Origin of the sequence: Streptomyces desertarenae (genome assembly GCF_042681365.1) — a bacterium.
Lineage (GTDB): Bacteria > Actinomycetota > Actinomycetes > Streptomycetales > Streptomycetaceae > Streptomyces > Streptomyces desertarenae.
Window position 1 is genome coordinate 589,989 of the sequence record NZ_JBHUFU010000001.1, and the last position, 13,095, is coordinate 603,083.

The following is a 13,095-nucleotide window of genomic DNA, read 5'->3' on the forward strand; positions in this document are numbered from 1 at the left end:
CGGGGCGTGTGTGACCCGTGCGGGTGGCCGAGTTGTCCACAGTCCGTGGACGGTCCACAGGCTCCTGCGGGCCGACCCGGGAGCGGACATCGTGGGGGCGTTCCCTCCACGAGCACGAGTCCTCCGCGAGGCGGTGACCGCGATGTCCTCTGCCCTGGGCCCGTCGGCCCCCCACCCCGATCCCCCCGGTCTCCCCCGGCTCCCCGAAACCCACGGACTTCCCGGCCCCTCCGGTGCCCACGGTCCGCCCGGCGCTCCGGCGGCCCACCCGCCGCCCTCCCCTCCACCGGCCTCCTGCCCGGTGCCGGAGTTCGAGCCGGTGCGTGCCGGGCGCGGTCCCCTGCGCCTGCCCGGGAGGGCGGGCCGCCCGGCGCGGGCGGCGGCCGTCGCGCTGTCGGCGGTCGCCCTGGCGGGAGCCCTGTTCTGGGAGCCGGGCGGGGGCGAGGCGGCCCCGGCGGCCCATCCGGTCTCCGGCGGGAGGGCCGGCCCGCCGCCGCCCGCCGCCCCCCGTCCGCCCGGCCCGTCGCCAAAGGGCGGCGGACGGCACGGGGACGGCGCGACGGTCGGGGCTCCGGTACGGCTTCCGGACGCCGCCGTGGTGCGGCTGCTGCGCCCCGGCGACCGGGTGGACGTCCTGGCCGCTCCCCCCGATCTGCCCTCCCTCCGCCGCTCCTCCGGCGTCCCGCCGGCGTCCGCGCGGATCGTCGCCCGCGGCGTGCGGGTGGCGGCCGTGCCCGGTGCCCCGCCCGGCCCCGGCGCCGCGTACGAGGGACCGAACCGGCCGGACGGCGCGTACGGCGAGGCGGGGGCGCTGGTGGTGCTCTCGGTCTCCAGGTCGACGGCCGCCCGCATCGCGGGCGCCGCGGCGCACTCCCGGCTGGTGGTGACGCTGTGCTGACCGCGGCGGGCGGCGCGGACACCCGCTCCCCGCACCCGCCGCGTCCGGGCCGCCGGCCCCGCCGGCGCCTCCCCGGCTGGACAGCCCGCATGCCGTTCGTGCAGCGTGTGCTCCGTTCCACCGACGGCAGTCGGGGCGAGTGTTGCGCAGAGAGGCAGTCCGTTGAGCGAGAAGCAGGGCGTCCTGGCCGGGTTCAAGGCATTCCTGATGCGGGGCAACGTGGTCGAACTGGCCGTTGCCGTCGTCGTCGGGGCGGCCTTCACCAAGATCGTGAACTCGGTGGTGGAGGGCGTCATCAACCCGGTGGTCGGCTCCATCGGCCCCAAGGACCTGGAGCGCTACCAGTCCTGCCTCCAGAGCCCCTGCGAGGTCGACGCCGCGGGCCAGGTCGTCAGCGGCATCACGATCAAGTGGGGCTCGGTGCTGAGCGCCTCGCTGACCTTCCTGATCACCGCGGCGGTCGTGTACTTCCTCATGATCGTCCCGATGAACAGGCTCAAGCAGCGGATGGACGCCCGGGAAGCGGCCGAGGCCGCGGACGCCGCCGCCAACCCGGTCGAGAGGACCGAGGTGCAGCTGCTCACCGAGATCCGCGACGCGCTGCTGGCCCAGCGCGACGGCGGAGCCGCGCACGCGGCCGTCCTGGCCTCCCAGCGCAACGCCGCCGAGGGCGGAGCCCGGCCGGCCGAGGGCCCCTCGCAGCCCTAGCCCCGCCCGGGCCCCGGCCGCCGCCCGCTTCCCGCACCGCGGCGGCCCGGAGCGGGTGGGCGGGGAGGCGTGGTCCCCGCGCGTCCCGTGCCGCTCCCGGCGTCCCGGGCCCCGGGTCCCTCAGATGTGGTGCGGGGGCTTCTCGTCCAGGAAGCGGGCCAGGTCGGAGGCGGCCGGATCGCCGCCCGGCCACGCTCCCGAACCCTCGCCCCAGCCCCGGTCGGTGTCGTCGGCGGAGGGGCGGCTCAGCGGATCGGTGAAGTCCAGCGCGGAGGCCGGATCGCGGTGGTCCGGTCCGGGGACGGCAGAGTTGCTCATCCCCCCAGGGTACGGCCGCGCCACTGCGCCGCCGCGGGATCATGGCACCCATGGACGCCTCGGAAGCGACGAACGCCACGGCCCCCCTCGACGCGCTGACGGACGTGCCGGGCCTGCGGGTCGGCCACGCCCAGCGCACCGGCGGCGGGTGGCTGACGGGAACGACCGTGGTGCTCGCCCCCGAGGGCGGTGCCACCGCGGCCGTCGACGTGCGGGGCGGCGGCCCCGGCACCCGGGAGACCGACGCCCTGGATCCGCGCAACCTCGTCCAGCGGGTGGACGCGGTGGTGCTGACCGGGGGCAGCGCCTTCGGCCTGGACGCCGCCTGCGGGGTGGCGGCCTGGCTGGAGGAGCACGGCCGGGGCTTCCCCGTGGGCCCCGAACCGCACCAGGTGGTGCCGGTGGTCCCGGCCGCCTGCCTCTTCGACCTCGGCCGCGGCGGCTCCTGGTCCGCCCGTCCGGACGCGGCGCTGGGCCGGGAGGCCGTCGAGGCCGCGGTGCGCACTCCTGCGGGGGCGCCGGTCCCGCCGGGCTGTGTCGGCGCCGGCACGGGGGCTGTGGCGGGCGGCCTCAAGGGCGGGGTGGGCACGGCCGGCACGAGACTGCCGTCGGGGACGGTCGTGGGTGCGCTGGCCGTGGTCAACGCGGTGGGCTCGGTGCTCGACCCGGCGACGGGCGCGCTCTACGGCGAGCTGTCCGGCGGACGTCCGGCCCTCCCCCCGGAAGCCGTGCACGCCGAGGCCCGCCGGCGGCTGGCCGAGGCCCGGCGGGAGACGGAGCGCCGCTCGGCCGCCGCCGTGCGCGCACCGCTCAACACCACCCTGGCCGTGGTCGCCACCGATGCGGCGCTGAGCCGCGCCCAGGCGCAGAAGCTGGCGGGCACCTCCCACGACGGACTGGCCCGCGCCATCCGCCCGGTGCACCTGCTCAACGACGGCGACACCGTCTTCGCCCTGTCCACCGGGGCCCGCCGGCCGGGGGCGGAGGAGGTCAACGACGTGCTCGCCGCCGGGGCCGACACCCTGATGCGGGCGGTGGTGAAAGCGGTGCGGGCCGCGGAGTCGGTGGACGGCCCCGGCGGGGTCTTCCCCGCCTACCGGGACCTCTACAACCCATGACGGACGCCCGCCTCGGACGCGGCCCGTCACGGGACGCGTCAGGGCCCCGGCGCGAGGGGGATCGCGCCGGGGCCCTGGTCCCGGGACGGTCTGCGGGGGCGGGGCCCTGCGGCACGGGGACGGCGCGCGCCGCCGTGCCGCGTCCGCTCACGCCGCCGCGTCGAAGCCCGTGTCATGGGCCATCTTCTTCAGTTCCAGCAGGGCGTGCTTCTCGATCTGCCGGATGCGTTCCCGCGTCAGGCCGTGCTGCTTCCCGACCTCCGTCAGCGTGCGCTCGCGGCCGTCCTCGATGCCGTAGCGCGCCCGGATGATGGAGGCGGTGCGGTCGTCGAGCCGTCCGATCATGTCCTCCAGCTCCTCACGGCGGAGCATCACGAGGACCGAGTCCTCGGGGGAGGTGGCGGAGGTGTCCTCCAGCAGGTCGCCGAACTGCGTCTCGCCCTCGTCGTCGACGGACATGTTGAGGCTGACCGGGTCACGCGCCCAGTCCAGCACGTCCGCGACGCGCTCGGCGGTCGAGCCCAGCTCCCGGGCGATCTCGGCGGGCTCCGGGTCGCGGCCGTGCTCGCGGTTGAACTCCCGCTGCACACGGCGGATCCGGCCCAGCTCCTCCACCAGGTGGACGGGGAGGCGGATGGTGCGCGACTGGTCGGCGATCGACCGCGTGATGGCCTGGCGGATCCACCACGTCGCGTACGTGGAGAACTTGAAGCCCTTGCGGTAGTCGAACTTCTCCACCGCGCGCACCAGGCCGGCGTTGCCCTCCTGGATCAGGTCCAGCAGGGGCAGGCCGCTGCGGGGGTAGCGTCGCGCGACGGCGACGACCAGGCGCAGGTTGGAGCGGATGAAGACGTCCTTGGCCCGCTCGCCCTCGGCGACGACCGCCTCCAGCTCCTCGCGTGTCGCGGTGGCGCTGGGGGAGTCCTCCGAAGGGCTCTCGGCCTCGCCGTCCAGGATCTGCCGGGCGTACACGCCCGCCTCGATGGCGAGCGAGAGCTCGACCTCCTTCGCCGCGTCCAGCAGCGGGGTCCGGGCGATCTCGTCGAGGTACATGCCGACCAGGTCCCGGTCCGCTACGTCCCCGGCCGACGAGGTACGTACAGGGCGTGCCTCGTCAGCGCCGTTGGAAGTGGCCTGACGACGGGCGACGGCACGGGTTGCCATGCGTACTCCCTTACGAGTGGTCTACATCTGGTCGGTGGCGGTCCAGCCACCCGGCGTCTCTCCCCGCTCGGGTGCCCGTTCCGATGGAAACAACGACTCCAATCGGGACAGAATTCCCAAGCCGCGCGTCATCTTTTGCGATCTTGCGGTATTCTGCGCCGCCACACAGAGGGGGTCCTCCATGACGGAACGCGGAGAAGTGCAGGTCAGCGCGGGTGGAGAGGAAGACCTCCCGGATCTCACGGCCCTCTACAACCACTACGTCCGTGAGACGCCGATCACATTCGACACCGAGCCCCACACCGTCGAGACCCGGCGCCCCTGGCTGCTCTCCCACCCCGGGCACGGCCCGCACCGCCTCCTGGTCGCCCGGGAGGACCGGGGCGCCGGGCGGTCCCGCGCCCTGGGCTACGCGACCAGCAGCCCGTTCCGCCCCAAGCCCGCCTACTCCACCTCCGTGGAGGTCAGCGTCTACCTCGCCCCCGACGCCTGCGGCCGGGGCATCGGCACCCTGCTGTACGAGCGGCTCTTCGCGGTCCTCGCCACCGAGGACGTCCACCGCGCCTACGCGGGCATCGCCCAGCCCAACCCCGCCTCCGTCCGCCTCCACACCCGCCTCGGCTTCCGCCACGTCGGCACCTACGGGGAGGTCGGCCGGAAGTTCGGCCGCTACTGGGACGTCGCCTGGTACGAGAGGCCGCTGGGCCCCTGACGCCCGGTGCGGGCACCGGAGCCGCTCCCCGCACCGGGCCGCCGCCGGGCCGCCGGTCAACCCTGCCGGAAGGCCTCCACCGTCGCCGCCCGGCCGGGCAGCTCGGACCTCGCCGGCGCACGGAGCCCGTCGAGGAAAATCTGCAGGTGGCGTCCGAGGAAGCGGTCGAACTGCGCGCACTCCGTGCCCGGCAGCGGCCGCGTGAGCTGGCCGAGCGCCAGCAGCAGGTCGCCGATGTCGGCGTCGGCGCGCAGCCGCCCGGCCCGCCGGGCCCGGTCGAACAACTCGCCGACCAGGTGCTCGAGCCGCTGCCTGGCCGCCAGGAGCCGGGGCTCCCGGTCGTCGAAGTCCTCCGAGAGGAACGGGCACAGGGCACCCACCCGCTCCTCCACCGCGGCGGCGGTGAAACGGCTCAGCGCCTCGAACGGATCACACCCCTGCGCCGCCTCGTCGAGGGCGTCCCGGGCGCGGTCCGCGATCCGCTCCGCGACGGCGAGCACGACATCGCGCGCGAGCACGGAGCGGTCGGGGAAGTGGCGGTAGAGGGTGGCGTTGCCGACGCCCGCGCGGCGGGCGATCTCGTCCAGCGGCACCTCGGTGCCGTGCAGGGCGAGCGCCTCGCGGGCCGCCTCGACGATCCGCTCCCGGTTGCGAGCGGCGTCGGCGCGCAGATGCGGTGCGGCGGAGACCCCCGTACTCCGCCCACCGCCCTTCGCGCCGGCCACGCCGCCCCCTCCCGCACATCCGGGGAATCACTCCCCGCTTCTTCCGACATCCTCCCGAACAGCGGGCCCCACCCGAAGATTCCACCGGCCGATGTGTCCCACATCACACTCCTGCGGCACTCCCTCCCGTCCCACCGTGCGGCGATCACCGCGGGCGGCCAGAATGCCCCTGTCGGCGGAAGACCGGCCACCGCCCCTCCCCATCCACCGCCAATGGCCGGACCACTGGCAGTCGTCCCCACCCCTGGCCGCGGAACCGGCTCGCTGGAACGATGTGGCCGCCACGGCTCCGGCACCCCCGCGCCGTTCCCCGCCCGCCCTGCCCCACCAGGGCCGCGGACCCCGCCGAACCTGTGAGGAGAGTCCCGATGCAGCAGCCCACCGGCCCCAGCCGCAGACGCGCCATCGCCACCGGCCTGCTCGGCGCCACCGCGGCGCTGACCGCCTCCGCGTCCCTCGCCGCCCCGGCACACGCGCACGGCGGCGCCGTGGCCCGGGCCCGGGCCATGGCGCGCCGCATGTCCCTGGAGGAGAAGGTCGGGCAGCTCTTCGTCATCGAGGTCTACGGCCAGTCCGCCGACACCGCCGCCGCGGGCAACCGCGCCCTGTACGGCGTCGACACCCCGGCCGAGGTCATCGCCAAGTACCGGCCGGGCGGGGTGATCTACTTCGACGCCCGGCGCGGCCCCGACAACGTCCGCGACCCCCGCCAGATCGCCCGCCTCTCCAACGGCCTCCAGCACGCCGCACGCTCCGCCGGCGCCCGCGTCCCGCTGCTGATCTCCATCGACCAGGAGGGCGGCAGCGTCGTCTACCGGATCACCGAGCCCGCCACCGCACTGCCCGGGAGCATGGCGCTGGCGGCGGGCCGGTCCGAGGCCGGCGCCCGGCGCTCGGCCGAGATCATCGGCCGGGAGCTGGCGGCGCTGGGCATCACCCAGAACTACGCCCCCGTCGCCGACGTCAACGTCAATCCCGAGAACCCGGTCATCGGCGTCCGCTCCTTCGGGTCCGACCCCGCCCTGGTCTCCTCGCTCGTCGCCGCCTCCGTGGACGGCCACCACCGCGGCGGGGTCGCCTCCGCGGCCAAGCACTTCCCCGGCCACGGCGACACCGACACCGACAGCCACACCGGCCTCCCGCAGATCAACCACACCCGCGAGGAGCTGGAGCGCGTCGACCTGCCCCCCTTCCGGGCCGCCATCGCGCGCGGGGTGGACACGATCATGACCGCCCACATCGTCGTCCCGGCCCTGGACCCGTCGGGCGTGCCGGCCACCATGTCGCACCCGATCATCACCGGCCTGCTCCGCGAGGAGCTGGGCTTCGACGGGCTGATCGTCACCGACGCCCTCGACATGCAGGGCGCCTCGGGGCAGTTCCCCGACGACGTCGCCCCCGTCCGGGCGCTCAAGGCCGGCTGCGACCAGCTCGTCCTGGCCCCGAAGCCGGACATCGCCTTCAACGCCGTCCTGGAGGCGGTGCGCGGCGGCGAGATCACCGTCTCCCGCCTGGACGCCTCGGTCGAGCGGATCCTGGCGCACAAGATCCGCCGCGGCCTGGTGCGGGACCCGTACGTGAGCGAGGAGCGCGCCGTCCGCGTCGTCGGCAGCCGGGAGCACCGGGACGCGGCCCAGGCCGTCACCGACCGCACCGTCACCCTGGTGCGGAACGAGGGCGGGCTGCTGCCCCTCTCCCCTGCCGCCCGCTCGGTCCTGGTCACCGGCTGGGGCGTGAACACCGTCCGGACCCTCGCCGCAGCCGTCGCCGAGCGGCCCGGCCAGCGCGCCACCGCCCTGGAGACGGGCGCGGTCCCCTCCGCCGCCCGCATCACCGAGGCGGCCGGCGCGGCGGCCGGACACGATCTGGTCGTCATCGCCGTCAACGCCGCCGCGGCGGGCTCCGACAAGGGCGCGGCCCAGGCCCGCCTGGTGCGCGCCCTGATGGACTCCGGCACCCCCGTCGTCGCGGTCGCCGTCCGCAACCCGTACGACATCCGCCGCTTCCCCGACGTCCCGGCCTACCTGGCCACCTACTCCTACGGCACCCCCTCGCTCCAGGCCGCCGTCCGGACCCTCTACGGCGACCTGGCCCCCGCCGGGAAGCTCCCGGTCGCCATCCCCGCCCTGGACTCCTCCACGACCCTCCACCCCTTCGGCCACGGCCTGGCCTACTGAGACCCGCCGCGGACCGCCGATCCGCCCCCGTCCCGACACGCGCTCGGCACGTCCCGCGCTCATCCGCTAACCTGTCCTGCGGCACGCCTTCGTAGCTCAGGGGATAGAGCACCGCTCTCCTAAAGCGGGTGTCGCAGGTTCGAATCCTGCCGGGGGCACAGCAAGAAGGGCCAGCTCAGGAGGGTTTCCTCCCAGGCTGGCCCTTCGTCGTGTCCGGAGTCGTGCCACACGCGTGCCACTACGTGGAGTCCACGGCCGACACATCGGGTCCGCCTCTTGATTTCGTTCGTTCTGTCTGTCCTGTCCGGTGTGGCCCTGGTACTGCGGGGAGGACGATCGCGCCGCGCCGTCGTCGCAGCAGGCCCTAAGCTGCCGGGTCATGGATGCGGGACTTGCTGCGCTGCTCGGCGCGGCCGTGGGGGCGCTGGGCACCGGTGGTGCCGCTCTGGCGACCGGGTTATTGGGCCGTGGACAAGCTCGGACACAGCTCCGCGCCGAGCACGTGCGGTTGCTGCGGGAGCCGCGGCGGTCTGCATATGTCGCGTTCGCCCAATGCTTCCAGGAGGTGCACGCCCTCCACTCGGAGGCAGTGAAGTCCGCGTCCGAGGTGATGGAGGCCGAGGAACCGGACCGAAGCAGGCTGCTGGATGCCGCCGATGAAGCTTACGCGCGGGCCGGTGAACGGCTGCACGGAGAACTTCAGCTACGGCAGTCGGCAGTGACGGTGGAAGGGCCACCTGCCCTTACGGCGGCCGCGTTCGAGGCGGAAGGCGCACTGCTGGTTTCGCGGGCCGAGGTGTACCGCTGGGTTCGAGTTCTGCGGCAAGGAACCGCCACGGAGGAACACGAACGTGCGGCAGAAGATGCGTTGTTGGCCGTGCACCATCACATCGTGTCGTTTCTCAACGCGGCGTCGGCCGTGCTGGCGGACGATGGTCTCGGCCCTGACAGAAGGAAGCAACGTCGTGACTGAGCAATCCGAAACCGTGGGGGACTCGTCGCATCCCCCGCTGTCCCGGCTGGACGTCGACATTCTTCGCCTGGTGGCGCAGGGGTTGTCTTTCTGTGAGATCGGGCAATTGGCCTGCGTCTCACAGAGCCTCGTCAGCCGACAAGTCCTGAGGCTCATGACACTCCTCGGCGCCCGCGACCGTGCGGATCTGGTGGCGAAGGCCGAGGAGAACGGGTTGATCTAGTGCCTTACTAATCAAGGCGGCTCGCTCCGCTCCCCGCGCACGGCCCGGCCCCCGGCCGGGTGCGCTCCAGTCTCCACCCCGCTCCAGCCCGGCCGGCGCCCGTGCCGCGCTCAGAGCAAGCCAGCCGCCTGATGTCAGAGAAGAGGTACGTCGCGGCTGGGGCGGTCGGCTCCACGGCTTTACGGAGCCACTTTGGCGCGAGCCTCGAAGATCATGGTCCCAACGTCGTACTTTAACGAGCAAATCTACAGACTGCCCGACGCGCCGGAAGCTTACGGAGTCATGATCACTCGCACCAAAGCAGTGCCACCCCAAATTCACTCCGCCGACCTCGTCACAGGATCCGTTGACTGTGTGCCGAGATCTCAATGGTCTGAGGCTGTCCCGCGACGGCACCGCGACGTTTGATCTGTTGCGAGGAAACCCACACGATGTCCGGATGGCCAGTGGCAGCCAGCTGACGCAATGCGTCCTCTTGTTCTTGATTCGGTACAAGCTCATAGACGTCCGCCACCAGAATTTCCAGCGATCCAGCCCACGGACTGTAGCGAATCCGATCCACCTCTCGCTTGAGATAATTATGCATAATATGCGGAAATTTATCTAGCGGCAGAATGCCAGTGGCAAGCAACTCTTCTTGGAACTCTCTCCACGGGGAATCCTCGCGACCTTGTCGAGATTCGAACCACCGGAAAAACTGAAATATTTTCTTCCCTGGAACTCGTACACGTAGATCGCCGTAGCTCACGGAATCAAGAGGGATGGATCAAGAGCTGTCAGGGGCACGAACCTCCGGCAGGCCGCACAGTCCAGTGATCGAACTTCTGGAGCGGGTGTCGCAGGTTCGAATCCTGCCGGGGGCACCGGCGCGAAGGCCGCCTGGGAACGTTCCTGGGTGGCCTTCGGCGTCCACGGCTGACATCAACGGGTGCGTTCACTGACGACCGGGCCCCCTCCCGCCCAGCGGTCGGATATCCCGGCATGTGTCATGTGCGAGATCGCCGGATGGGTGTGCGGGGCGAGACGGTCCGCCTGTTGCCACCGGACGTGCGGTCGGCACGAACGAACCGGAAGTACCTGTTGGCCGTGGGGAGGAACATCAGCACCACGGCGGAGAGTACGGCAGCCACATGCACCACCCGACTGGCTCCGAAGACGAGATCCACCGCTCCGGCCTCTCTCAACACCGCGCCAGGAGTGCGCCCCTCGGCCAAGGCATGGATCGGAGCAATCACCATCGACGCCGTACCCACCACACCCAGACCGAGTGTCAGCCCGATACGGGCCCAGCCGTAGCCGCGGCGCATCCGGAGCGCCACCAGGAGTGCAGCGGTGAAGACGGGCAGCCTCACCGCGAGACCTGTGGCGATCTCGGCCGCGGAATCCGGGCCCTCGGCCGCCGGCCTGCCCACCGCCAGCACCGTCTCGAAAGCTCCGGCGGCAACAGCCGCCACCCATAACGCGAACGCGGCACGCACCGGCGCGGGCGGTATCCGGGCGTCAGGCACCACGTCCGTCCCGGCCGAAGCGCGAGCGCGGCTGGTGGAGGGCTCTTCTCGTTGCGCAGAGCGCGACATCATGGCCTCGATTCGTGAGTGGCGGTCCGGTGCGATCAGCAGCACCCCTGATACTTCACGCACGGCACGGCCGTGGCCCGCCCGCTGCCCTGTGGATTCCTCCGGGGGCCAGCCCTACTCCGCCGCTGAAGCGAGTCGCAGAAGGCCGTGGGCACCCGGCCCGGGTTCGATTCCGATCACCAGCAGAAGTCGGGAGGACCTCACGGCCTTCACCGCTGGACTCCGCCGAGACCCAGCGCGGAGCCCCTAGCCGATCACGGTCCGGGGCCTCCGGCCTCGGCGAGGACGGTCACTGACGACCGGAACGCCTCCTGGGCAGCCGGTCCGTGTGGCTCATGGCCTCGCGCCGCGTGTCCCGCACGACATGCGTGTACATGTCCATGGTGATGCTGATCCGGAAGTGGCCCAAGATCTCCGTCATGACGCAGGGTGCGGCCCCGGCCGCCGTCAGGAGCGTCTCCCGTGCCGTGCCGGGCGCGTGCAGCCGGATCGCCCGGAGGCCGGCCGTGGCTTCGTCTCACCCCTTTCGGTGCGGAGTGACTCGGCGAGCGAGGTCTCCGTCGGCCCCCGTGCCACCGTCATGCCGTGACAGGCGGGCAGGGGGCTGTCAGGGCAGAGCTGTTGCAGGCGCTTCGCACCGCGAAGACCTCCGAACCCGAAGGTGGCTGCTACGCCCCCGCTCTATGGTTGGGCCACCCGGTTTGGTGTGCTGCGATCGGCAGGTCGCGGTGGTCGCGCCGGGAGAGGCTTTCGTGTCCGTCGCGGTTGCCGTCGTCGTGGCGGGACCGGTGGGCCGGCCGTGGTCAATGGCCTGGTTTGCAGCGGGTCGGAGCGGCAATCGGGATGCGCCCGCCATCGTGACCGACTGATGTCGGTTGAAGCTCGGACGGCTCACACGATGGCTACGCTCCGTGGCCACCCCGCCTCTGGAGCTCGTCATCGACAGCGCGGAGCCTCGCCCGCCACTCCCGACCGGCCTTGGGGTTGCGGCCCATGCCACGCGCCACGGCATCCTCAACCCGTCGAGCGGCGAAGGCCCGGCGCTCCCGCAGTTGCTCGACGGAGAGGCCGGCCAGATCGGTGTACCAGTTGTCGTAGGGCTTCCAACGGCTCACGGGCCCAGAATGCCGATCGCCTCGATCCGGCCGCACACCCTTTTCCCTCACCCACGACGGCCTGTCGCCCGACCGCACCACGAACGCACCGGATCGAGTGGGAACCAGCGGGACTCGCGGGAACGCAGGCGCCGCCCGCGCCGCCGCATGGCCGTTCACCCGGGTCAGCGTCCAAACCGGCCACCCGTGTCCGCACTTCCCACGCTGAGGTCACATGTCGGCGGCCAGCAGTAGCCTGCGGGGATCAGCCGTGGCACGCCTGGAGGCCTCGTGGAAGCTACCGCTCTCGTCAGTCCCGACCGGTTGTGGTCGGCGCAGGAAGTCCTGGCGCGTCCGAGTCCCGTCCCGGCGGCGGCAGGGGTCTACGGGTGGCACTTCGAGCAATCGCCCCGTGCCGCCTGAGGGAGCTGCGGGCCCAAGCACGCCGGCGAGCTCGGGAGTCGCCCGTCGGCTCGCAGGCCGATGAGTGAACCGCGGGCCGTTCTCCGGTGCGTCCGAGGCCGCTCGACAACGGCCGGCGACGACCGTTCAATCACCCGTGAGTGCCGCTCCGACCGGCGAAACGCAAGCCACCTGGATTCCCGGCGGGCCCCGGGCGAGGAGCAAGCCCGCACCCGCAGGCCCCCTGTCCGCAGTTCTTCCGCCGGCAGGGGACCTGCCGCTGTGCCAGGGCTCCCAGGGCGCGCCGTCCCGTCACGTGTTGCCTCCGCGCTCGGCATGCCCCTGGCTGGTGGGCACGGATGCGACCGGGCGGATCGCGGTGAAGTCCTGGAACGCGTCGCGGGTGGCGGAGAGCAACAGCAGCCACTCGTCGCAGCCCTGCCACGGGTACAGGTCGCCGCCGCCTCCGCGCACCACCCGCGGTCCGTCCCCGGTGCGGGGACGTGCGTCCACCGGCGCGTCCGTGAAATGCGGGATCCACACGTCGGCGCAGATCTCGTTCGCCGACCCCATCGCCGCCAGCCCGAAGGCGTTCTCCGCCGCGGCGGTGCGCTCCTCGTCGGCGAAGTCGTCGAGCACCTGGTCCTCGTCCGGCCTGCCGTCCCCGCGGAAGGTCAGGGTGGTCGTGCCCGCCCGGGCCGCGTACTCCCACTCCGCCTCGCTGGGCAGCCGGAACGGCAACGTCCCCAGCAGGTCGTCCAAGTCGCCCTCGAGCCGGGCCGTACTCGAAGCCGAGTCGGCGAAGCCGTCCTCGTACTCGGGCAGCCAGTGCCGTACTTGCGCCACCGTGAGCGGATGCCGGGCGATCAGGAACGGCTCGACCCGCACTTCCCGTACCGGCCGGGCCCGGACGGCGCCGGCGAAGAACGCCTGGAGACCGTCATCGGCGCCGTCGGCCCGCTCGATGGCACGAACCGCGTCCAGTTCCGCGTCGGACAGGCCCATC

13 protein-coding genes, 1 tRNA gene and 1 pseudogene are annotated in these 13,095 nt (G+C 72.7%); 8 read left to right on the forward strand and 7 right to left on the reverse strand.

Going from position 1 to position 13,095, the window contains the following annotated elements; all coding sequences use genetic code 11:
- Positions 1-301: 301 nt before the first annotated feature.
- Both ACFSJS_RS02575 and mscL read left to right on the forward strand, forming a co-directional pair.
- A complete protein-coding gene (locus ACFSJS_RS02575) occupies positions 302-898 on the forward strand; it encodes an RcpC/CpaB family pilus assembly protein (protein WP_380896174.1) in 597 nt (198 codons plus the stop codon).
- A 162-nt stretch (positions 899-1,060) separates the two neighbouring features.
- Positions 1,061-1,606, forward strand: coding sequence for a large conductance mechanosensitive channel protein MscL (gene mscL, locus ACFSJS_RS02580; RefSeq protein WP_380896176.1), 546 nt, complete (start codon positions 1,061-1,063; stop codon positions 1,604-1,606).
- Between the two features lie 120 nt (positions 1,607-1,726).
- Here mscL and ACFSJS_RS02585 read toward each other — a convergent pair whose 3' ends face one another.
- Positions 1,727-1,924 carry a hypothetical protein gene (locus tag ACFSJS_RS02585; RefSeq protein WP_380896177.1) on the reverse strand — a complete coding sequence of 66 codons (198 nt, stop codon included), beginning with the start codon at positions 1,922-1,924 and terminating at the stop codon, positions 1,727-1,729.
- A gap of 50 nt (positions 1,925-1,974) precedes the next feature.
- On the opposite strand from ACFSJS_RS02585, the gene ACFSJS_RS02590 reads away from it, so the two are divergent.
- Positions 1,975-3,042 carry a P1 family peptidase gene (locus ACFSJS_RS02590; RefSeq protein WP_380896179.1) on the forward strand — a complete coding sequence of 356 codons (1,068 nt, stop codon included), beginning with the start codon at positions 1,975-1,977 and terminating at the stop codon, positions 3,040-3,042.
- 147 nt (positions 3,043-3,189) lie between these two features.
- On the opposite strand, the gene ACFSJS_RS02595 is transcribed toward ACFSJS_RS02590, so the two are convergent.
- Complete coding sequence (locus ACFSJS_RS02595; protein ID WP_380896181.1) at positions 3,190-4,206, reverse strand: sigma-70 family RNA polymerase sigma factor; 1,017 nt, start codon at positions 4,204-4,206, stop codon at positions 3,190-3,192.
- A gap of 181 nt (positions 4,207-4,387) precedes the next feature.
- Between ACFSJS_RS02595 and ACFSJS_RS02600 the strand changes: the two genes are divergently transcribed.
- Positions 4,388-4,918, forward strand: coding sequence for a GNAT family N-acetyltransferase (locus ACFSJS_RS02600; RefSeq protein ID WP_380896183.1), 531 nt, complete (start codon positions 4,388-4,390; stop codon positions 4,916-4,918).
- 56 nt (positions 4,919-4,974) lie between these two features.
- On the opposite strand, the gene ACFSJS_RS02605 is transcribed toward ACFSJS_RS02600, so the two are convergent.
- The gene (locus tag ACFSJS_RS02605) at positions 4,975-5,643 is read right to left on the reverse strand and encodes a TetR/AcrR family transcriptional regulator (RefSeq protein WP_380896185.1); all 669 of its coding nucleotides are present in this window, start codon (positions 5,641-5,643) and stop codon (positions 4,975-4,977) included.
- Positions 5,644-6,011: 368 nt separating this feature from the next.
- On the opposite strand from ACFSJS_RS02605, the gene ACFSJS_RS02610 reads away from it, so the two are divergent.
- The 4 genes from ACFSJS_RS02610 (at position 6,012) to ACFSJS_RS02625 (ending at position 9,016) form a co-directional block, all read left to right on the forward strand.
- A complete protein-coding gene (locus ACFSJS_RS02610; protein ID WP_380896186.1) occupies positions 6,012-7,820 on the forward strand; it encodes a glycoside hydrolase family 3 protein in 1,809 nt (602 codons plus the stop codon).
- Between the two features lie 85 nt (positions 7,821-7,905).
- Positions 7,906-7,978: transfer RNA gene (locus ACFSJS_RS02615), tRNA-Arg, on the forward strand.
- A gap of 221 nt (positions 7,979-8,199) precedes the next feature.
- Positions 8,200-8,793: a hypothetical protein gene (locus ACFSJS_RS02620; protein WP_380896188.1), complete on the forward strand. Its 594-nt coding sequence runs from the start codon at positions 8,200-8,202 to the stop codon at positions 8,791-8,793.
- Positions 8,786-9,016: a response regulator transcription factor gene (locus ACFSJS_RS02625; RefSeq protein ID WP_380896190.1), complete on the forward strand. Its 231-nt coding sequence runs from the start codon at positions 8,786-8,788 to the stop codon at positions 9,014-9,016. Before ACFSJS_RS02620 ends, ACFSJS_RS02625 begins: the two co-directional genes overlap by 8 nt.
- Before the next feature lie 334 nt (positions 9,017-9,350).
- Here ACFSJS_RS02625 and ACFSJS_RS02630 read toward each other — a convergent pair whose 3' ends face one another.
- The 4 genes and pseudogenes from ACFSJS_RS02630 to ACFSJS_RS02645 form a co-directional block, all read right to left on the reverse strand.
- Positions 9,351-9,779: an SMODS-associated NUDIX domain-containing protein gene (locus tag ACFSJS_RS02630; RefSeq protein WP_380896775.1), complete on the reverse strand. Its 429-nt coding sequence runs from the start codon at positions 9,777-9,779 to the stop codon at positions 9,351-9,353.
- 223 nt (positions 9,780-10,002) lie between these two features.
- Positions 10,003-10,638 (reverse strand): hypothetical protein, encoded by a 636-nt coding sequence (locus ACFSJS_RS02635; protein ID WP_380896192.1) that lies wholly within the window; start codon positions 10,636-10,638, stop codon positions 10,003-10,005.
- A 244-nt stretch (positions 10,639-10,882) separates the two neighbouring features.
- Positions 10,883-11,101 (reverse strand): annotated as a pseudogene (locus ACFSJS_RS28025) (site-specific integrase); the annotation flags it as partial.
- Positions 11,102-12,401: 1,300 nt separating this feature from the next.
- A complete protein-coding gene (locus ACFSJS_RS02645) occupies positions 12,402-13,094 on the reverse strand; it encodes a formylglycine-generating enzyme family protein (protein ID WP_380896196.1) in 693 nt (230 codons plus the stop codon).
- Position 13,095: the final 1 nt, after the last annotated feature.